Source organism: Metabacillus herbersteinensis (assembly GCF_042433335.1).
Lineage (GTDB): Bacteria > Bacillota > Bacilli > Bacillales > Bacillaceae > Metabacillus > Metabacillus herbersteinensis.
This window is the reverse complement of the sequence record NZ_JBHLVO010000047.1, coordinates 1-21,281: the sequence shown is the minus strand read 5'-3', so window position 1 is coordinate 21,281 and position 21,281 is coordinate 1. Positions and strand designations below refer to the sequence as shown.

Annotated in this window: 20 protein-coding genes, 1 other RNA gene and 1 pseudogene; 2 read left to right on the top strand and 20 right to left on the bottom strand. The window is 35.1% G+C overall.

The genetic code is table 11. The annotated features are described in order from the left end of the window. From ACFFIX_RS26410 to ACFFIX_RS26360, 11 genes and pseudogenes are all read right to left on the bottom strand, one after another. Positions 1-225: HTH domain-containing protein (locus ACFFIX_RS26410; RefSeq protein ID WP_378939454.1), on the bottom strand; the 225-nt coding region annotated here is incomplete at its 3' end. Between the two features lie 302 nt (positions 226-527). Continuing rightward, a complete protein-coding gene (locus ACFFIX_RS26405; protein WP_378939452.1) occupies positions 528-728 on the bottom strand; it encodes a hypothetical protein in 201 nt (66 codons plus the stop codon). Next, positions 725-2,140, bottom strand: a complete 1,416-nt coding sequence (locus tag ACFFIX_RS26400) for a sensor histidine kinase (protein ID WP_378939450.1) — start codon at positions 2,138-2,140, stop codon at positions 725-727. The genes ACFFIX_RS26405 and ACFFIX_RS26400 overlap by 4 nt, the downstream gene beginning before the upstream one ends. Next, entirely contained in the window at positions 2,130-2,837 is a 708-nt protein-coding gene (locus tag ACFFIX_RS26395; protein ID WP_378939448.1) for a response regulator transcription factor, read from the bottom strand. Before ACFFIX_RS26395 ends, ACFFIX_RS26400 begins: the two co-directional genes overlap by 11 nt. A 157-nt stretch (positions 2,838-2,994) precedes the next feature. Continuing rightward, positions 2,995-3,927 (bottom strand): F510_1955 family glycosylhydrolase, encoded by a 933-nt coding sequence (locus ACFFIX_RS26390; protein ID WP_378939446.1) that lies wholly within the window; start codon positions 3,925-3,927, stop codon positions 2,995-2,997. Continuing rightward, positions 3,924-4,157 carry a prolipoprotein diacylglyceryl transferase family protein gene (locus ACFFIX_RS26385; RefSeq protein WP_378939444.1) on the bottom strand — a complete coding sequence of 78 codons (234 nt, stop codon included), beginning with the start codon at positions 4,155-4,157 and terminating at the stop codon, positions 3,924-3,926. Before ACFFIX_RS26385 ends, ACFFIX_RS26390 begins: the two co-directional genes overlap by 4 nt. After that, positions 4,126-4,326, bottom strand: a pseudogene (locus ACFFIX_RS26380) (prolipoprotein diacylglyceryl transferase family protein); the annotation flags it as partial. The gene ACFFIX_RS26385 and the pseudogene ACFFIX_RS26380, both read right to left, overlap by 32 nt. Positions 4,327-4,426: 100 nt before the next feature. Beyond that, a complete protein-coding gene (locus ACFFIX_RS26375) occupies positions 4,427-5,152 on the bottom strand; it encodes an urease accessory protein UreH domain-containing protein (RefSeq protein ID WP_378939442.1) in 726 nt (241 codons plus the stop codon). Between the two features lie 105 nt (positions 5,153-5,257). Continuing rightward, a complete protein-coding gene (locus ACFFIX_RS26370; RefSeq protein ID WP_378939440.1) occupies positions 5,258-5,962 on the bottom strand; it encodes a YwmB family TATA-box binding protein in 705 nt (234 codons plus the stop codon). 656 nt (positions 5,963-6,618) lie between these two features. Beyond that, entirely contained in the window at positions 6,619-7,194 is a 576-nt protein-coding gene (locus tag ACFFIX_RS26365) for a YdhK family protein (protein ID WP_378939438.1), read from the bottom strand. A 241-nt stretch (positions 7,195-7,435) separates the two neighbouring features. Beyond that, positions 7,436-8,113, bottom strand: a complete 678-nt coding sequence (locus ACFFIX_RS26360; protein WP_378939436.1) for a response regulator transcription factor — start codon at positions 8,111-8,113, stop codon at positions 7,436-7,438. A 149-nt stretch (positions 8,114-8,262) separates the two neighbouring features. Here ACFFIX_RS26360 and ACFFIX_RS26355 point away from each other — a divergent pair, with 149 nt between their 5' ends. Together ACFFIX_RS26355 and ACFFIX_RS26350 are read left to right on the top strand one after the other, a co-directional pair. Continuing rightward, positions 8,263-8,589 carry a four-helix bundle copper-binding protein gene (locus tag ACFFIX_RS26355; protein WP_378939434.1) on the top strand — a complete coding sequence of 109 codons (327 nt, stop codon included), beginning with the start codon at positions 8,263-8,265 and terminating at the stop codon, positions 8,587-8,589. Between the two features lie 273 nt (positions 8,590-8,862). After that, the gene (locus ACFFIX_RS26350; protein WP_378939433.1) at positions 8,863-10,104 is read left to right on the top strand and encodes a cell wall-binding repeat-containing protein; all 1,242 of its coding nucleotides are present in this window, start codon (positions 8,863-8,865) and stop codon (positions 10,102-10,104) included. A 301-nt stretch (positions 10,105-10,405) separates the two neighbouring features. Here the strand turns inward: ACFFIX_RS26350 and spoIIP (ACFFIX_RS26345) are convergent, their stop codons facing one another. The 9 genes from spoIIP (ACFFIX_RS26345) to ACFFIX_RS26305 all read right to left on the bottom strand — a co-directional run bounded on the left by spoIIP (ACFFIX_RS26345) (position 10,406) and on the right by ACFFIX_RS26305 (position 21,011). Then, on the bottom strand, positions 10,406-11,560 hold the full coding sequence (spoIIP, locus tag ACFFIX_RS26345; RefSeq protein ID WP_378939431.1) for a stage II sporulation protein P: 1,155 nt from the start codon (positions 11,558-11,560) through the stop codon (positions 10,406-10,408). A gap of 165 nt (positions 11,561-11,725) precedes the next feature. After that, complete coding sequence (gene spoIIP, locus ACFFIX_RS26340) at positions 11,726-12,793, bottom strand: stage II sporulation protein P (RefSeq protein ID WP_378939428.1); 1,068 nt, start codon at positions 12,791-12,793, stop codon at positions 11,726-11,728. Between the two features lie 851 nt (positions 12,794-13,644). Next, positions 13,645-13,984: a transfer-messenger RNA gene (gene ssrA / locus ACFFIX_RS26335) on the bottom strand. A 158-nt stretch (positions 13,985-14,142) separates the two neighbouring features. Then, entirely contained in the window at positions 14,143-14,610 is a 468-nt protein-coding gene (smpB, locus tag ACFFIX_RS26330; protein ID WP_378939426.1) for an SsrA-binding protein SmpB, read from the bottom strand. A gap of 328 nt (positions 14,611-14,938) precedes the next feature. Further along, positions 14,939-17,263 carry a ribonuclease R gene (gene rnr, locus ACFFIX_RS26325; protein ID WP_378939424.1) on the bottom strand — a complete coding sequence of 775 codons (2,325 nt, stop codon included), beginning with the start codon at positions 17,261-17,263 and terminating at the stop codon, positions 14,939-14,941. Between the two features lie 26 nt (positions 17,264-17,289). Beyond that, a complete protein-coding gene (locus tag ACFFIX_RS26320) occupies positions 17,290-18,030 on the bottom strand; it encodes an alpha/beta hydrolase (protein WP_378939422.1) in 741 nt (246 codons plus the stop codon). Positions 18,031-18,235: 205 nt separating this feature from the next. Beyond that, complete coding sequence (gene secG / locus ACFFIX_RS26315; protein ID WP_378939420.1) at positions 18,236-18,469, bottom strand: preprotein translocase subunit SecG; 234 nt, start codon at positions 18,467-18,469, stop codon at positions 18,236-18,238. Positions 18,470-18,588: 119 nt separating this feature from the next. Further along, positions 18,589-19,173 carry a Uma2 family endonuclease gene (locus ACFFIX_RS26310; RefSeq protein WP_378939418.1) on the bottom strand — a complete coding sequence of 195 codons (585 nt, stop codon included), beginning with the start codon at positions 19,171-19,173 and terminating at the stop codon, positions 18,589-18,591. A gap of 98 nt (positions 19,174-19,271) precedes the next feature. After that, positions 19,272-21,011, bottom strand: coding sequence for a methyl-accepting chemotaxis protein (locus tag ACFFIX_RS26305; protein WP_378939416.1), 1,740 nt, complete (start codon positions 21,009-21,011; stop codon positions 19,272-19,274). Positions 21,012-21,281: the final 270 nt, after the last annotated feature.

Below are 21,281 nucleotides of genomic sequence, written 5' to 3'. Positions count from 1 at the left end.
AGCAGTACGCCATCTGGAGGCTGCCCTTTGTACTCTGACAATACCAATGACTTCAATATCAAAACCATTCTCCTCGAAAATCTGCCTTGGCCACTTTTCATTTTCAGCTATGAAAATTCTCTTAAATTCGTCTGTATATGTAACACCCTTTGAACTTACAGATTTAACATATGGATTATTAGATAGTATTTCTATTTCTTTCTCAGTAAAGTGTTTTTTTGGCATGTAATTGTTCTCCGATTCTCCTGTTTTTTTCATTATACAAAAAGTACCCTATAGGGCAGACCTTTTTTTAGTGTCTACTCTATAGGGTACAGTTTAAAATAGCTACTTACCTTTAATTCATCTTAAATGAGAGTGCATTACTTAATAATTGAGATATTCCTTTTGTTACTAACTATGTATAGTGCAATTGTGAAGAATAAGAGAACTGTCGTACTAATTAAAAGAAATAGAGATAAAGACATTTCATCTCCTCCAAAAAAATAAGTTTGTACAATTATATGTGTACAAACTCAGGGATAGACTTATCTCTTTTTTCTCCTAACAAAGATAACCATACCTAATACGAAGATCACTGGAATTATCATAAAGATACAAATCCCTATAAAGGATTCTAAATAATGATGTAATGAATTAGGTGAATGAAAAACAGAGCTTGTTATCGTAAGACAGCCTAAACCAAGCAGTATAAAAACAATTGGTATAATATTTATAAACTTATTCATTCGTAGTCACCTAATTCCCCAATAGATCGTAAACGTATAATAAAAGTCGTTCCTTGCCCTACTGTACTTTCTACCTCAATTTTTCCGTTAAGTAGCTCCACTAAATTTTTAACAATCGCTAGGCCTAGACCTGTTCCACCTTCTGCCCTTGTCCTTGACTTTTCAACCCGGTAAAACCTCTCAAAAATATAAGGTAAATCCTCAGTGGGAATACCCACACCATTGTCTACTATTATAATGTCTACCTGCTTCTTTCGAGTTGTAACCTTGATGGTTATCAGACCGCTTTCGGGACTGTATCGTATTGAATTTTCAATGAGATTAATCAATACTTGTTCAAGCCTTCGACCATCAGTTCTTAACATTGGCACATTGTACAGAATATCAACTTTAATTGTAATGCTTTTTTCCTTCGCTTTTAAATTCACCTTATCCACCGAAGCTAATACAATTTCCGGGATATCTATCAACTCTACTTTTAAATCTAATTTCCCTTCTTCTATTTTTGCCAACTCAAATAAATCATCAATTAAAGAGGTGAGCCTTGTTGATTCATCATTAATGATGTCCAGATACTTATTCTTTTCCTCTTCATTTTGATAAAGTTTTTTGCGCAATACCTGAGCATAGCCCTTCACGTATGAAATCGGCGTTCTTAATTCATGTGAAATATTTGCAAAAAATTCTCTTCGGTTTGTCCGATACTCCTCTAACTCATATCCTAATTCTGTTATTGCTTTTGCTAAATTCCCTATTTCATCTTTAGAATTATGGAGGAGTTTCGTTTGAAGTTTCCCATTTGCAATTTCCCTTGTCGCTAGTTCCATTCGCAAAAGAGGTGAAGAAAGTTTTCTTGAAATAAAAAAAGTAAACCCCACTGCAATAAGTAAGGAACCGATTACCGAAACGACAAGCCAGTTACGTATTTGCTCAATTGAACTCTGAATACTTTCCAAATTTGATACCACTACCAAGCCACCATTCACTTGGTTATTAATGACAATGGGTTCACCCGAAAGCAAGTATCTTTGTTCCGTTTCAGAGTCTAGATATTCCATACTCAAATGTTTATTTTTTAAAATAGGAGAAGATATTTTCTCTTCTACATGAAGATTTTCCTTAAAATTCAATAGACCGGTACTATTTAATATTTGTCCTGATTTATTAAACACAAATAGATCAACATTATTTAATTCTGATATCATACTGAACATATGATAAGAATCTTTATCCTCAATATTTGTTATTGATTCAGAGTACTTTGTAGCGAAATGGTCAATTTGCTCTTGCTTTTGATTATAATAAAAACCGGTGAAGAGCTGGTCAATTGTATAAACTAGAGGGAAAAGAATCACTAAAAACAAAATGATTATGGTACCACCTAGCTTTACTGTAATGCTGTTAACTTTCATAAGAATCATCCGGTAATTTAAACTTATATCCGACTCCCCAAACTGTTTCAATTGGAAGATAGTTAAACCCTTTTTCTTTAACTTTTACCCTTATATTTTTTATATGTGTATCAACCGTTCTAGCATCTCTTGAATCGTTAAATCCCCATAGAATATCGAGAAGAACTTCCCTGGTAAAGACACGTTTAGGATTAGACGCGATTGTATACAGCAATTCAAATTCCTTCGGTGTAAATTCTAAAGTCTCACTGTCTATTAACACCTTCCTGCTCTCTATTTCAATGATCAACTTTCCTGAACCGAATGAAAGGATCTTTTCTTTTTGATCTGTATTTAAATCCACTCTCCTCAGAAGCGCTTTTACCCTTGCTAGCAATTCTTCAGGTTCAAATGGCTTAATTAAATAATCATCAGCACCTACTTCAAGACCTTGCACTTTGTCTTTCAACTCATTTCTAGCTGTTAACATAAGAATAGGCGTTGATTTCATTCCCCTAATTTCTTTGCAAACTTCCCAACCAGTCATTTGTGGAAGCATAATATCAAGTAAAATGAGATCAAAGTCTGATGTTTTAACAAGACGAAGTGCTTCTATGCCATCCACTGCTTCTGTAATCTCATAGTCATTTGAAAGATAGATTTTTAATAGATTCCTCATGTTCCACTCATCATCTACAATCAATATTTTTCGTTTCATACAAGTTCTCCTTCTTCGCTTCATTCTAGTATCCATAAAACGAACGAATAAAGGTCTCCTATATGGAGACCTTTTTCATGGGCACCCTAGGATATAACGGGCATGTTTATTATATAACGAATTATTGAAGAAATTGTGTAGATGAAAGTTTTAAAAGCTATTCACCCTTTACTGCTTTTCCTTTCTCCACAATTAAATTCCAACTCTCTCCAAGATCTTGAGTAAGATAGATATTATTTTCACTGGTTGTAAACGAAAAAGTGTTTACATCACTAGGATTTGCAGCAAGATAAGAGATATACTCATCACTCTCCATCTTTGGAACCTTAATGTCTACTACAGACAAAGAATCTAGATTAATAAGAGAAAGTTTCACCTTATCTTTCATAGAAGCAGCCATTACTTGTTCATCGAACGTGTAAGAAAGGGCAGATACTGATTCTCCTTCAAGAGCTTGTTCAAAATTGTCTCCATTATTTAAGGATATGAACACTCCCTCATTTGTTCCCATTGCTACCATGTTCTCATTATCAGGGTGCACAGCAAGAGTCGTAGCTTGTCCTGTAAGGTTCTCTACTTTACTTTGCTTCCAGTTTTCCGTATTGTCTAGTGAGTAGAAAAGTCCAGGATTACTCATTATAGAATTCGGCTCTGAATTGATCACATAAATAGAACTAGAGTGATATCCTGCTGACATTCCATGAAAATCAACTTCCCCATACAAAGCAAGAGGCTCGATCTTTGAACCAGTGTCATCACTCTTAATAATGCCGAATGGATTTTTCAAGTCACTGCTCGGAGAAGGATGCCCACTGCTATAGAAGCCATCACTCGTCATTGAAAATCCCATATAGTCATGTGGTTCATTTTTAGATTTTTCCCAAGCATCATTTTCATAGATCCTTAATCCATCATGAGCTGGAACTAACAACTTTTCGCCATCTCCAGTGAAGCCCAATCCATGAATATGTTCAAATGTTACATTACCAGCTTTATTTACGCTATTAATAATGAACATACTTGCACCTATTATTAGAACACTTAACGAGATGGCGATGATAATTATTCGGCTATTCTTTTTACTTTTCACTTCAATTCCTCACTTTTCTCTGCTTTCAATGATTTCCTTCTATATATGATAAGAGTAAATGCAATGAGTATCAAGGCAATGGAAACTAACTGTGATACTCTTAAAATGTCAAAAAGCATCAAACTATCTGTTCTCATTCCTTCTATTAAAAATCTTCCAACTGAATAGAGTATTAAATAACTAAAGAAAAGCTTAAAGTCGTGCAGAAAGTATGGAAATTGGCAAAGCAATTAATAAAAGATCAACCAATGTTTCCTTCGGCAATCCTTGTCTTACACATTCCTTTGTAGCTAGCCATAAACCAAGCAAAACGCCTGTCATTATGATAATTCCATACCAATAAACGGTTATTGGTCCTAATTGAAATGCTACACTATTAATTGTTTCAAACTCAGTCATATTAAGACTCCTCTATCGTTAGTATCTAATTAGAAATTATAGATAGTAACTATGAATTTTCTGAGGAGATGATTATTTTTCTAATATTAATTATATGATCTTACAGATAAACAACTGTATCTAGTACACCTAGAATTATAAGAAAAACACCTGCAACTCTCTGCACGATTAAGCCAACTTTTCTACTTTTTTTCATTATTTTTTTATCAATTTCTAAAAACCAAATAATAAACATGATAAATAAAATGGGAATTGTTGTACCAATTGTAAATATACTTGGTAAAATGAAGCCATATGGCTCCGAAAGTGTAAGAGGTATTAATGTGACAAAGAATAAAACAAACATTGTTGGACAGAACCCTAAAGAAAAGCTTACTCCCATCAGAAAAGAGCCTAGTTTCCCTTTGAAAAACTTAGAAGGAATTTTGCCAAGTGAAAAATCTCCTTTTATTTTTATAATATTTAATAGAAACACTCCGACGATGATCAATAATGGACCTATTAACCTTCTAGACCAAGGGAAAATCACTGTGAGCTTCTGTTCAATTCCACTCCCTACTAACCATACAATAAATCCCAATAAACTAAAAACAACAATTTTCCCTAGCATAAAAAGAAAGATGTGTTGCCAAGAAACTCCTCTTCTCATTGAGTTATTCCCATAAATCATTAAGGCGCTCCCATTAGCTGTAAGCTGACATGGTGCTAATGCACCCACTAATCCAAGTACTAATGCTGCAATCAGTGATATGCTTTCTATTTCATAATAGATATTTAAAAATGGTTGCATGAGAATATTACTAAATTGACTAAAAAGCTCATACATATTTTGTATCCGCCCCTACTTATATTCATTTATTTTGAAGTATAGTATAAAGTAAAAGTTTGTAGATAATATGAAAAACAAGAAAAAAGTTCACAGCTGTGAACTTTAATACTCTGTAATAATGATTGGTGTACCGATTGTCACATCAATCCCTTGAGTTCCACTCTCTCTAAGTCCAATTTGAAGATTCATTGATTTAGATTCATCAAGCTTTAATTTTGTATCCCATTTTTCTGATAAAACCGAAATTGAGTTAAATCCAACCTCGTTTAAACCCTCTACTTTTTCAGCGTCAAAATCAATAAGTAACTTTTCTCTTAAGTCGTCCAATTTAGCCTCATTTAATGATTTACCTTTTACCGTTATATATTGATTATTTTGCTCATATTCAAATGGGACACCTTCTAGTTCAGTTTCTAATGCAAGATCTATCTCATTGCCGATTACTTCGTATGTGTAAGTTACTTTATAGCCTTTTTGATGAGGAGTTACATAGATTCTCACTTTTTCTTTAATCTTATTATGTCGATTAGTGTTACCTTCAATCGTTGTATGGTGTCCATCATTTTCTTCGGTCCATATAAAACTTGGCTTGCGTTTTTTCATTTCTTTTAAACCTGATTTAATAGCTTCTAAACTCATTTCAACTTTTTCCTGTTTAACGTACACTTTAAATTCATGAATGTTTATATTGTTAGATTTCGAAATCTCCTGAAGATCTTGTAATTGAGAGAAGTCTGCTTCTTGATGCATTCCTTTTACACTACTGAATCCAATACTGATTACAAAAACCAAGATTAATAGTCTCATTATTTATCACCCCAATAGCAGTATGAACAATCTATTATGGGTTTATACAATCTATACGAGTAATATGAGAATCTATCTATTAATCTGTTATAGAACCACTCTGTTAAATGTTCCTAACTTGTCTAAAGAACAATCCAAACAGTCCCACAGCAATTGTTATTGAAATAAACACAAGAGTTGAAACATGTTTCTCCAATTCAACGTTATTTTCCTTTTCAATAGTTGGTAAATCAGCTATCTCTTGCTTTTTTTGATCTATTACCTTCTCTAATTGTATGGATGCTATCGCATTATTATTTTGATTGGATGTCTTTTAAGAGATGTTGCAAATTCATATGACAGCTAAACTCCTCACTTCCTGTTATGTCCTAAGTTATTCTAAATGGAAATTGTGAAGAAAATGTGGAGACTCGAGGGGTGTAATATGAGTTATACATTTTTAAACTTGTTGTCATAAAAAAGTAAATCTTTTGCACATCGAAAACGATACTGTACATTTAACAACTCCTTATTGTTCAATTATCAAGATTATAATTACTCACTCTTTTAACTTAAAGATATAATTTCTGAAACTATTAAAAGTAGCCAAACTCTTGATACATAGAGGTTTGGCTCTTGTTTGTTTTAATTCTCCTGTATATTTTTAGTTTTCAAATTTATTTAGCTGATAGTTCGCTTTCTGTCACCCATTTATGATTTGTCACTTTTTCTCCGCCAGTTGTTGGAGTGTAATCAATCATATATACGGTTGTTTGTTCGGCTGAATCTATTTCAGCCGTTGCACCGTCCATTCCTGTCATATGTGATGCATTCAAGGTAACTTCTGCTCCAGGTTTTAACGTTTCTTCACCAGCATCTTCTATTTCCTCTTGAATCACCCATTTATGATTTTCTACTCTTTCTCCACCTGTTGTTGGAGTATAAGAAACGGCATAAGCAGTCGTATCGTAAGCACCTACAATTGTTGCCTCAGCACCCTTCATACCTTCCATGTGATCTGTTTCTAGAATTGCTTGACTTCCAACTTCATAGGTCGGATTTTCAGCTTCTTTTAAACCGGCAGGGACTTCTCCTGAACTTGAATGATCCATACCTTCATGAGAACCGGAATCCATATCCGTGTTTTCATCATCTTCTTTAGGACTCATGTCCTCATTACCACCTGCACACGCAGCTAAAGTTAACATGGAGATTAGTAAAAGTAATCCTATCATCAGTTTTTTGCTTTTCATAGTTTACACTCCTTGATATAGTTTAATTAGAGGTTGCTCTGCAGTGATCTCAGATTCCTTCTTTACTTCATCAATTACTACGACTAGAGAAAATAATCATCTATATTTTTTACTCATACTTAGCTCCTCCTTAATTTGTTTTCTCCCAAAGTGTACCAAATTAGTTTGCAGATTCTGTGCATTGTGATTTTCTACTATAGGTTTTTATATGTAATCCTCTTAAGTGAGGACTGCACAGTAACTAGTTTGAAACTACCTTCCATTTGTATCCAAATCCCCTTACTGTTACTAAATAGTCATCCACAGGGAAATCAGCTTGTCTCAATTTCTCCCGCAAATTTCTTATATGCGAATCAACTGTTCGAGTATCTGTATATTTATATTCCCACATTTGAGAAATTAAATCTTCTCTAGTAAACACTTGATTGTGATTACTTAGAAAGTAAACGATAAGTGAATATTCTTTTCTAGTCATTTCGATTAACTTGTCGTCGTACCTTACTTCATATGTATTCCGATCTACTACCAGCCCTTTAAAAAAGAGTTTACCTGTAATTCTCAAATCTTCTCTTCTTAAAATAGCTTTTATCTTTACCAAAAATAGATCTTCATCAATAGGTTTAAAAATAATATCATCTGATCCATAAGTATAAGCTTTTATGATCATTTCCTTATCTATCTCATCTGTTAGACAAATAATTGGAACGTTGGAAAAATCTCTAACTTTTTTGGCAGTTTCAAACCACCTATCAGTGATTTGGTCTAGATCCAAGATAATTAAATCGATGAACTCATTTTGAATAACTTTAATTGATTCTTCTGAATGCTTTTTAATCGTGTAAAACCCATGTTTAGCTAACAAGAAGCCCAGTGAATTGACCTTTTCACATTTGTCATCTATTAATAAAACTGACTGCAAACGATTACCTCCACCATTTGAAAATTTATAACTTTATTTAATTCTGCAGAATAATTGTGCAGAATTCATGAAGTTTTAGTAGAAACGTTTTATAAAATCCTCATTGGGAAGTATACAAACGTAATAAACTTTTACGAGGAGGTATTATAGTGGAGAAAAACTTTCATGAATGTATTAAGGTTTGTTTGGAGTGTTTAGAGGCATGCAATCGTTGTTATGACAACTGTTTATCTGAAGAAGATGTGAATATGATGAAAGAGTGTATCCGACTAGATCGCGAATGTGCTGAAATTTGTGCATATGCAGCAGGGGCAATGCAAAGAAACAGTCCATTTGCTTCGCAAATCTGCAAGTTATGCGCTGGGATTTGCGAAGCATGCGGAAATGAGTGCCAAAAACATGATCATGAGCATTGTAAAGCTTGTGCTGAAGCATGTTTCAAATGTGCCGAAGTATGTCGTCAAATGGCATCTTAATAATAAGGTTACTTACTTAAAGATTCTTATCAGGTAGGACAGTATCCAAATTAACACTTTGTCTTAAACCTCCTCTTAGTGCCCACAGAGAAATGCATTTTCTTTGTGGGTTTTTAAGCTTGTTTGATTTCTCTTTAATTTACTTTCTTTTTCTTCTGTTACATAGAAATTATGCATCATTAGCGAGCAAAAATTAATGGTTGATTACTTTTTTTTATAGTGAGCAATGATATATTACTAAAGTGGAATTTTATAGACCTTAGGAGGAATCTCATGCGAAAAATAAATGTACTTACTATCTTAATTGTTATTTTGAGTTTAAATAGCGCTTGTACAAATCTGACAAAAGACAATACTCAAGAAGAACAGGAAGAGAAAGTAGAAGAATTCTCAACAGAACCAACCGATTTTAATCCCCATGCTACTGAAGGACTTTTAACAAGAAATACAAAGAATGTCACTAGATTAAATTCTTCTGATAAAACAGAATTTGCTGTCCTTGTTTCCCAAACAGTCTGGGCAGCAACTCATAAAGAGAATCAGCCTAGAACCGTTATTTTAACTGTAGTAGAAGATTGGCAGATATCAATGGCAAGTGCAAAGCTCATTCAACATCCTAATAATGGACCTATATTGTTTATTGAAAAAGATCATATTCCTGATTTGACGTTAAAGGAAATTAAACGATTAAACCCCATAGGGAATGCAGATGGTACACAAGTCATGATAATGGGAGATGTGAGTGCCTCTATTTACACAGAACTAGAGGATTATCAGGTTGAAGGAATAAATTCGTCAAATCCAGCAGAATTTGCTTTACTAGTAGATGATAAATACGCTGAATCTTCAAACGGTGTGTATCCTAATAACGTGATAATTGTCTCGCAAGAAGAAGAAGCAAAATTATATTCGTTACCTGCAATAAATTGGATCTCTAATATGCCTGAACCCATTCTGTTTGTCTCCAAAGATAATATTCCATTGGAAACAAAAACAGCTTTAGAGAATCGGAATTCAAAAGCTAATATTTATATATTGGGACCAGAGAATATCATACCAACTGATGTTGAAGAACAATTAAAAGAGTATGGAAGTGTTAAGCGAATAAGTGGTTCAGACCCTATTTCAAATTCAATTTCCTTTGCTAAGTATAAGGATGAAAAGATTATGGTTGGCTGGGGTGCGGCTAATCCTGGATTAGATCTCTCTTTTGTTTCAACCAAAACACCTGAATTGGCAAAAGGAGCAGCGTCTTTAGGTAAACAAACCCCGATGATTTTCCTCGAAGATGGAGAACTAAATGAGGATATTTATACTTTTCTAGCTGAAGTAAAACCAGTGTATACAAAGGAAACAACCGATATTGCATCTAACCATGCTTTTATCAATGGAACAGATGAGGTCATTCCATTTAAATCGCAAGGTATTATTGACGAAAAACTAGCAATTGTTTTTGATAATGAACAACAGGAGATTATCTCTGCTGAAGAAAAAGATGATGGACATGGACATTAGATCTCTATTTACTGTCATCAAATCTACCATGATAAACAGGGTTATTAATCATTTTTTTACGTTTATAAATAAACAAAATGAAAGAATGAGTGGCCTTCGCATCGTTCAATTTTAAGGACGATATAATTTTACTTAATAAGCAACAACTGTTCCTTCACATGTATAGAATTTAAAGCGGGCACAGACAACTCACTTATCTGTGCCCACTTTAGAGGATATTATTTATATTTTTTCAAACACCTAATTAGATTCTGTATCTGATTTAATTAATTAGTAATCAAACTCTTAAATAATTTTCAACTCAAATTCCTTCTGCATCCTTCCAATACGAATCGCTAAACACCTTAGCAAATGCCTCGATTGAATTATATAACTCAGGTAATTCGTTATCTACTCCACCGAATTCTAGTAAGAGTGCCCTGTCTGTTAGATCTTGATTGTACACTCCATTCCCTTGGCTTTTACCTTTGACAAACACCCCTCTACTAATCCCCGGAAATTTCGCTTCCAACTTTGCATTTATTTCTTTTGCTAGCTGTAGGTTTTGTTCATAGTTACTATGTTCTTTGCCTACAATAAAAAACAATCTTGCATACGGTTTCCCGCCTATTGTCGTTGTAGTAATCTTTTTTGGTTGTGAATCTCTGTGAATATCGATCAAGAAATTCAACTCATTGTTGCCTGCGATAGCCTCTTGAACACGTTCTCTTGAATATTTGTAAGAATGGTTATAGTTCCATTTTCTTTCTTGCAGACCCTCCGTTACATTTGTTGTATCATGTTCAGCCCCAATGCCTCTTTTGCTGAGCTCTTCCGATAATTTACTACCTACAGCAAGTACATTCACCTTCTCATTAGAGCTATTAGCTTCATCAGGATTCTCAACATTCTTTAGTAATGGGGCAAATGCCTCCCAACTATGCGAATGATAAATATAGACATTTTTCTTCCCCTCAGCTGTTTTAGGAGGTGCATCTTTGACTTTAGAGCCCATATTTGCTTTTTTTTCAAATTCGGCTAAATTTTCTTCTGCAACCTCTCGTTCCTTAAGTAATACCTCTAATGGAGGTGAAGACTCCATGGGTAGATTTGTATAGTTTGTCCCTTCTCCAGCTACTACGATTTCGGTATCATATATTGAAAATCCAGGTATCTCCCTTCCCAAAAGGGATCGAACATCTCCCAGCTTAATATTGGTAGCAAGATTAAAAGCTACTTCATTTATTGAGAACTCTTGCTTCTCATTTTCACCATAAAAATAGTGATTTTCAGAACCTATGAAATGAATAAAAACGTCAGTTACTTCTATATTTTCTATAAACTCACTTAAAGTAGAATTAGAGAATTTAAAAGATGAAAAAATAATAATAGTAGCTAGTATAAATACCCAAGTGATACATAGCAAAACAACATTTATATATTTGAATGATTCTATTACACTCTTTTTCTTAGACATATCATTCCCTCCCACTACTATCTATATGAAATCAGATGCTTTTTAGAAGTGAAGCATCATCAAATTAATAGTAAAAAACTCTATCCAATTGATATTGGATAGAGTCTTTTCTATTGACTTAAGTTAGAGGATAATAGTTTGATTTCCACCAAATTGATTTTCTTGCTAGATTTCTCTACCGGTTTCACCGTGCCAATAATATTCACTAATCATATCCGCTAAAATACGTACTGTTCGGTTTATTTCTTCTATATTGTTATCTACTCCACCTATTTCAACAATTACAGAGTTTGGAGATAAATCTTGGTTATAAACACCATTCCCTTGGTTATTATCTTTTTCGAGTACACCTTTTGATAAACCATGATAATTTTTCTCTAATAAGGTATTTATTGCTTCGGAAAATCTCTTATTCTTCTTATAGTCTCTATGACCAGTACCAACTACAAAGAGCAATTTGGCATGGCTTTCACCATTAATTGAAATGGTAGTTGCTTCTCTTCTTAAAGAGTCTCGATGAATATCTAAGAGAATTTCTAAATTCTTATTTTCTTCCATTGCTGACATCGCAATCTCTCGAGATACATAATACGAGTTATTATAGGTTAATCCTCTGTCGCTAAGTATTTGGACAACATCAGTAGAGTCGGACTGAGTACCAATTCCTCTTTGTTGTAATGAATTTTCTAGCATTTGACCTACCAATGTAATATTTACCTCCGAATGAAAAGCAGCTTCAGGATCTTCTTTTCCTAGGTAGGGAAGAAATGATTCTCTGCTATGTGAGTGGTAAACATAGACAACTTCTTTTCCAAATGTAGAATGAATCGGTTCATCTAACTGTTCTGTTAGTGACTCCAGTTTTCGAGACATCCCTTCCAAATCTTTTATTGAAACCTCATTTTCCTTTAGTAACATATCCATCGAAGGAGAAAGTTCAACATGAGAGGTTTTGATTCTATCTCTTTTATAATCAGTTAAACTATGATCATTTTCATCAGGTTCTGTTTCCTTTAATACCTCTTCATGTATTGGTTTACGATTTAATAAAATATTTTCCACAACTGAAAAAGCTTGATTAAATTGAGCATTCCCACTAATTTTCTCCTCATATTGAGACACAGAAGCTAAAACAAAAATAGATAATGTACATAAGAGAAATAAAATGATAGATAAAATAAGCAGTATTGCTATTATGGGTTTATTCTTTAACTTTTCAGGTATTTTTTTCATTTTAGTTCCTACCTTTTAAAAGGAGCAGTTTATTAGATAATAAGTTAGTTCTTTTTTATTATGTTTGCTCCTACCTAACCCTCTTATCGGTAGAATCTTGTTTTTTTAAACTATTATGAAAGAAACAAGAACAAAATGTAACAAAACTTAGAGGGAGATTCCTCCAAATATATGTAAAGAGAAACCTCTCGAAAAAAGACGCATTTCTTTTAATAGAAATGCACCTGTTTTCGAAAAAAAATTATATTACAAAATTAAGAAAGAAGAAAATACTACTTAATTTCCCCAAAAAATATACAGAAGTGATTAAAGTAATTTTATATATCTTAAACTGCTTTTACTTTAGTATTAATACGAATGAAATTATCTTCTATTTTCCAAGAAGAGATATATTCTAATTCATCCAATTTCTTAATTAGTAATACCAAAAGATTTATTAATAAATTTAATTAATTATCTAACTGATACTTTGCCCAAAGTATATTGAAGCATATCATTGCCAAAGAGGCAAAATTATGGTTCAAGTCACAAGACAAAATAAAAACCACCAATTATGTATTGGTGGAGACGGTGGGACGTGCTATTCCATGCTTTCGTCATGGCACTGACTATATCTTAGACCTAATGTCTTAGGCCCCTCGGCGTATTATACGAAAATTAGATTTACCTAAAACTTCAGGCAGATTTTCGTATCCTAGTACTACCATATCATGGCAGCCTATAAGTCGATACACGGCTGTTGAATTACTTCACATACCGCTCGGCATTGTCTTATCACTTATTTGTGACTTAGATTTCACCGATAAAGCCGAATTTTCACTTATGTGTTACCACATAAGGCGACTAATTACTAATCGAACCCACGTCCAGAAACATCGCCACTTAAGCGTCTACGAGCGTAGTCGATATATTCGCGGTTTCGCTAACTCCTATGCCTATCGACGGGCGTCAGAGCAGCTAGTCTGATTGTTCTCTTCCTTCAGCCCCAGACGGAGACTTCCGGCGTAGTCCACTTAGAGTGAGTCCCTTACCCTACCACATGGACGATGGAGGGAGGAACTAGCTATGCAGTGATTAAGCTGCGAAAGCTAAGTTATTGTTAGTTTTGCCAGTTATATTGGCGTGACGTTTTTACGAAGACGATCCCTTCGGCTCGCAACCTAAGCTCGAACTATCCCTGTCGAATCCGTAGCGTCCCCATGATAAGCCGCAGGCCATATTATGGATATACGGGAAGTTAAAAGCTTAATTGCTTATGAAGTTGTTTGTAACTTGTCTAAGCAACTTACAATACTTATTATAGCAGATCTAACGAACTTTGCAATTGGAAGTTTATTGTAAGTTTATTATTATTCCTTCTGACGATCACGGAATGCACGTTCAATGTCACGTTTTGCTTCTTTTTGTTTTAAGTCTTCTCGTTTGTCATATTTCTTTTTACCCCTACCGAGTCCTACTAAAACCTTTGCAAAACCATTTTTTAGATAGATTTTCAAAGGAACCAATGCATATCCTTCTTCTTTCGTCAGGCCAATTAATTTACTAATTTCACCTTTGTGTAATAACAGCTTTCGCGTTCGCAATGGATCATGATTGTGGCGATTTCCTTGTTCATATGGACTGATGTGAAAATTGTGTAAGTATACCTCACCACTTTCCACCTTAGCATAGGAATCCTTTAAATTAGAACGCCCATTACGGATTGATTTAATCTCTGTTCCTTGCAGCACAATTCCCGCTTCATACGTGTCTTCAATAAAGAAATCATGATGCGCTTTCTTGTTTTGCGCGACCGTTTTTCCGACTCCCTTTGGCATTAGTTTCACTCCTTTCAACTTTATAGAGATAGCTTCTATTTTAACAAAATAATCCACTATCCACAACGATAAAAAAAGCGCAAGCGCCTTGGTCAGCCCCGACAAGCATAAGGCGATTCTAAATAGAAGGCGTTTTTTGCTTTCAATTTAGAATTGACTTATGACCTCGAGGCAGTCAAGAGCGCGACGTCCTGTCACATTGACTGCACTAGCACGTCCTGTGCGTCGGGGCTAGGCGCTGGAGCTGGACTTGCGAAACGCAAACTGATTTCTAGAATTATATAAATTCTGATAGTAAAATGAAAGGAAGCCTAAAAGGCTTCCTCATTTATCTTTTCTTTTTCTTCCGTTTTGCTTTAGGTGCATTTTCAAAATTTTTCTTTTTCTTCTTCCTCGGAGAACGAGTAGACCAATCACCATCTGACTTTTGTTCACCTGGTTTATCTGTTTTTTTCCGTCCTCGACCTACATTGATTACCTTTGGTGCCACTTTTACAGGACGTCTTGTCCCCTTCATTCCTACAATTTCAAAGTCTACGGAACGCTCATCCTTATTCACATTTACCACTCGAATCGTGATTTCGTCGCCGATTCGATAAACATTTGCAGTTCTCTCACCAATCATTGCAAAATGGCGCTCATCAAAGCGATAATAGTCATCCGTCATATAGCTAACGTGAACTAAGCCTTCAATTGTATTGGGAAGTTCAACAAACAGTCCGAAGTTGGTGACAGAGCTAATAATTCCTTCGTACTCTTCTCCAATTTTATCAAGCATGTACTCCGCCTTTTTCAAATCATCTGTTTCACGTTCAGCATCGACTGCTCTTCGCTCCATACTTGATGAATGTTCAGCGATTACCGGAAGCTGCTCTCCCCACTTTGAACGGGTATCTTCGTTGACTTTCCCTTGAATTAAATAAGTGCGGATCAAACGATGCACAATTAAATCAGGATAACGACGAATTGGTGATGTGAAATGCGTGTAAAACTCGGTTGAAAGTCCAAAGTGACCGAGACTTTCAGAATCGTACTTTGCCTGTTTCATCGAACGAAGCATAACGGTTGAGATCACCATTTCTTCTGGTTTACCCGCTACTTCCTCTAAAATATCTTGAAGTGCTCTTGGATGTAAATCGTTTGCTCCACCCTTTATTGTATAACCAAAGTTTGTAATGAACTCTAGAAAGCGTTGCAGTTTTTCCATATTTGGATCTTCATGAATACGGTAAATAAATGGCACCTTCATCATGTAAAAATGCTCAGCCACTGTTTTATTTGCAAGAAGCATGAATTCTTCTATTAATTTTTCAGCCACAGATCGTTCGCGAAGCACAACATCATAAGGCTTTCCTTCATCATTTACGAGTACCTTAGATTCTTTAAAATCAAAGTCAATGGCACCACGCGTCATTCGTTTTGTTCTTAAAGTTTGTGCAAGTTGTTCCATCATTTGAAACATTGGAACGAGTGGTTCATATTTTTCTAACAGTTCTTCATCTTTGTCAACGAGAATTTTATTCACGTCTCCATATGTCATACGCTCCGTCGTTTTTATCACACTTTGAAAAATTTCATGCTTTACGACAGTACCGGCTGCGTCTATTTCCATTTCACATGAGAGAGTTAGACGATCTACTTTCGGGTTTAAAGAGCAAAGTCCGTTGGAGAGACGATGTGGAATCATTGGGATTACTCGGTCAACTAAATAAACACTTGTCCCCCGCTCAAACGCTTCCTTGTCGATTGGTGAATTTTCAGTTGCATAATGACTTACATCTGCAATATGTACACCTAGCTTGTAGTTTCCATTATCAAGCTTTTTTACCGTAACTGCATCATCTAAATCCTTTGCGTCAGCTCCATCAATTGTTACAAGGACCTCGTTACGTAAATCGCGGCGATCTTTTAGATCTTCCTCACGGATGGTGTCCGGTACATCATTTGCCTGTTGGAGTGCTTCATCTGGGAACGGGCCTGGAAGTCCATGTTTGTGAATGATCGATAAAATATCAACCCCAGGATCATTTTTATGTCCGAGGATTTCAATGACTTCTCCTTCAGCACTTCTTCTTCCTTCAGGGTAAGTCGTTAATTTAACAACAACCTTATGTCCTTCGACTGCTCCTTTTGAAGCATTTTTTGGAATGAAAATATCGTTGGCAATTTTCTTATCATCAGCTATGACAAATCCGAAATTCTTACTTTCGGTGTACATTCCGACGATTTCCTTTACACCGCGTTCTAATATACGAATGACCGAACCTTCTTGTCTAGAGCCTGTAGCTGAATTCTGGTTAACCCGGACAAGGACGATATCGCCATGCATGGCGTTTCTTAGTTCATTTGGTGGGATAAATACATCATCTAGCGCTGCATCTTCTGGATCTACAAAGGCAAACCCTTTTGCATGTCCAATTAGCTTCCCTCTTAGTAGATTCATTTTATCTGGTAAACCATATAGATTGTTTCTTGTTCGGACGATATGACCTTGTTCTTCCATGACCACAAGTGCTTTTACAAAGTCCTTGAAAGAATTAGATCCTTTGATTCCGAACGCTTCTTCTAGCTCTTGTATGGAAAGTGGCTTGTAAGCCTCATCCTTCATGAATGCAAGGAGTCTTTCTATATTTTTTTGTATTTCTTGTTCCATTTTGTAACCTCCTTTATCGTTTTACTCTACCAATCAAGACTTTCTAAAAATTGAAAAACATCCTCATGTAACTGCTCTTTTTCTTTATCAAGCGTAATGACATGACCTGATTCTTCATACCATTTAAGTTCCTTGTGATCGGTTTCTACTTCATTAAATATAATATTTGCACTATCCGTGTTAATCATGTTGTCATGTCGGGCTTGTGCAATAAAAGTTGGAGAGTAGATCATATCCACGTTGTTTCGCACCTCAGAGATTAACTCTTGCAATGCTTTTAGTGTGTCCATTGGGGTTTTGGCGAATTTACCCATTTCCTCTTCAATTTGAGCAGGCGTTTTACCTTCAAACTTCTTGTAATTTTTCGCATACTCTAACACGCCCTGATACATGATTTCTTCACTCTTTATGTACATCGGCGCACACATAGGCACAATACCCTTTACAGGTACAGTGTAACCTAATTTTAACGAAAAAACACCGCCTAAAGATAAACCAGCAACTGCAATGTCCGTATGCCCTTTTTCCTTTAAAAAGTTGTACCCTGCCAGGACATCTTTCCACCAATCGTCAGGTCCAGTTTTTACAAGTTCTTCAGGTGGAACACCATGCCCTTTATATTGGGGAGCATGACATGTATAGCCACGTTCACTTAAATAACGTCCAAGCATTCGAACGTCTGCCGTATTACCTGTAAATCCGTGTAGCAAAAGAACTGCTTTTCCCCCACCCTCAAAGGTAAATGGTTTTGGTAAAACTATTTTCATCTGTATTATCTCCTTTAGCAAATTTCACTTCTTATTAGTGTATCAAATTCTATGTATTCTATTAAAAAAATGAATTTTAAGTTTGAATATGATATTTTGACTTGTTAAAGAAACGTTTGATTAAGACACTGACCCACTATATTAAAAATACAAGCCCAAAACAAATAAAAAGGCCTGATGCACTCAGACCTTTGAAGATTACTTATTATAGACTAAAGTATGAGACCGCAATCGTTAGGATAAAGAATAGGACAGATAAAACGATTGTAGCACGGTGCAAGACTAAATCAAGTCCACGAGCTTTTTGTTTACCAAAAAGTTGCTCGGCACCACCTGAAATTGCACCTGATAGACCAGCACTTTTACCTGATTGTAATAGGACAACGGTAATAAGAGCTACTGAAACAATTACGAGTAGAACGATTAATGCTGTATGCATGCAATGACACCTCCTGAAATACGCACTTTCGGTAGTTTAAATGTATCATAAATATGAAGTAATCACAATATTGATTTTGCGTGCAGATCATTCGAAATTAGTTGTAAAAATCCTTGTTGCTATTCCTCTTCTTGTTGAAAAATGTTTGATAAATCGATTTCAAATTTGTCGAAGATTGAAACAGGGATTAAATCTGATTTAAAATAGCTTCCTTTTTGTTTATAGACTTTGTTATCTAGTAGATAAACCTCAATAAATTCATTATAAGGATCAACAATCCAATATTCCTTAATTCCTGCTTTTTCATACTTGCTGTATTTCAGTACACGGTCATTTTTAGATGTAGAAGGCGATAAAATTTCAATCACTAAATCTGGAGCACCAATTATTCTCTTCTCGTCAATTTTCCTTTTGTCACAAACAACAACCAAATCAGGCTGGACCCAATCTTTAATATTTTTGTATGTTGTTTCTTTCTCTGAAAATAAACATACATCTATTTGGGATCCAAAGACATTGCATTCTTTACCTCTTAGAAAAACAGAAAAATCCGTTAGTAACTCTCGTAAAATCGCTTGATGTTTTGGTGTAGGCGCTGGTGACATATTAATAATAGACCCATCTAATGCTTCACAAAATATTCCTTCTCCCCAAGTAAGATATTCATCATAAGTAATCTTCTTTTGATCGAATTGTAAAGTCATTTCACCACTCCGTTCGGTATATTTACCAATATTATACCAAATTGTTTAAAAAAGTGTTGCCCTCTTTATCTAAGGACAACACTTTTGGAGATCAAAATTTATACTTTAAATTTCTCAACTATTTCTTGTAGTTCCTCAGCCATCTTTGCCAATGCACTCGATGATGCTGCGATTTCTTCCATTGAAGCCATCTGTTCCTCCGCGGCAGCGGCGATGCTCTCCGTTCCAAAACCATTTTCAGCTGTAATTCTCGAAACTTCTTTTATGACACTTTCTAGCTTACTTGCATATTCAGAAATGCTAGTAGACGCCTCCGTCACATCTCCAACTTCACTAACAATTCTTCCTACAGAGCTTTCAATATCATCGAATACTAACCCTGTCGAATGAACGATTGCAAGTCCTTCTTTTACTTCTTGTTCTGCCAGTTTCATTTTTCCATCAGCATCATTTGTATATGCTTGAATATCTTTAATCAAGGTCGTGATAAGAGCAGTTGATTGTGAAGACTGTTCAGCTAGTTTACGAACTTCTGCTGCAACAACTGCAAACCCGCGACCGTGTTCTCCTGCACGTGCAGCCTCTATGGAAGCATTTAACGCTAATAAATTTGTTTGTTCTGCAATGCCATTAATTGCATCAATAATCTTTTCAATTTCAACAGAGTGATTACTTAATGAAGTTACTACTGTTCCTAATCCACCAACAATTTCGTGTATTGAGCCCATTTGTTTTGCAGCTTGCTTAACATATGTACTCCCTTTTTCTGCTGATTGTGAAGCTTGACGAACAGACTGCTCTGTTCTATTCGTTCGTTCAGTTATTAATTTCACGCTTTCATGGATATGCTGTGAGATCTCAATATTCTTATCAACAGCTACAGCTTGTGTTTCATTTCCACTAACCATTTGTTGAATAGAAGATGTAATCTGTTCAGTAGCCCTGCTTGTTTCTTCAGAAGCCGCATTTAGTTGTTCTGCTGAAGCTGCAACCTGTTGAGAGTTTAAACTAACTTCTCGAACAATCCCTTTAATATTACCTGCCATTAACTGAAAATCAGCACTTAACCTTCCCACCTCATCCTTCGTGTTTGAAACATAGTCGTCAATTGTTAGATCACCTTCTGCCACGCGCTTTACTCTTTTTTCAATTTCTTTGATAGGATTTACAATTTTACCTGATACGAAGAAAGTAAGAATCACACCTAAAATGGCTGCAACACCAACTGTAATAAAGAGTATATAAAGAATTCCATTTGCACCTTTGTTAAAATCCATCATATAGGTACCCGCATTTACGTACCAGCCCCAATTAGGATCTTTTTCAACATAAGTTATCTTTGGTGCAGTTTGCTCTGAATTTGGAAGAGCCCAATCAAACTCAAGATATCCACCACCATTATTACCTATTGCCACAAGTTCTTGTCCAACCATTACTCCATCCGTTGATTTAGTATCATAAATACTTTCACCCTCTAAGCTAGGGTGAGCGAGTTCGAGAGCTTTTTCATCTAGAACAAAAAAGTAGCCATTTTCACCCAAATTAAATAGGTCGGTAATTTCTCGTGTCCCATCAGAATTCTTTGGACCTAATATTGTTTCTTTAATCATCTCTTGCGCTTCTTCAAGTGTAACGCTCCCTTGTTGCACTTCTCTGTTTGCGTTTTCAATCATCGCTAATACAAAACGCACATCATTTTGTAAGCTCATTTTTCCTGCTTCATTTAATTCATCTTTTGCTTTCATGTAACCGATTGTTCCCACCATGATACTCGGTACTGCAAGCATTACAACACATAAAATAATTAACTTAACTCGAATTGACATACCCTTTTTCATAACAAATCCCCATTTCAACTAATAAATAAATTAATAAATTAATAATGCCGAGTTATTATCTATATCGGTGCTAGTTGTCTAGATTTTAATGATTGTTATTCAAGAATAGTAATATTCATACCAAGTCTTTTAAAATCAATTTGTTTTAATTAAAAGCGCACACATACTTCAAGTACAAAAGCGCAAGCGCCTTGTTCAGCCTTAGGCATAGCATAAGGCGATTCTAAATAGAAGGCGTTCTTTGCCTTCAATTTAGAATTGACTTATGAC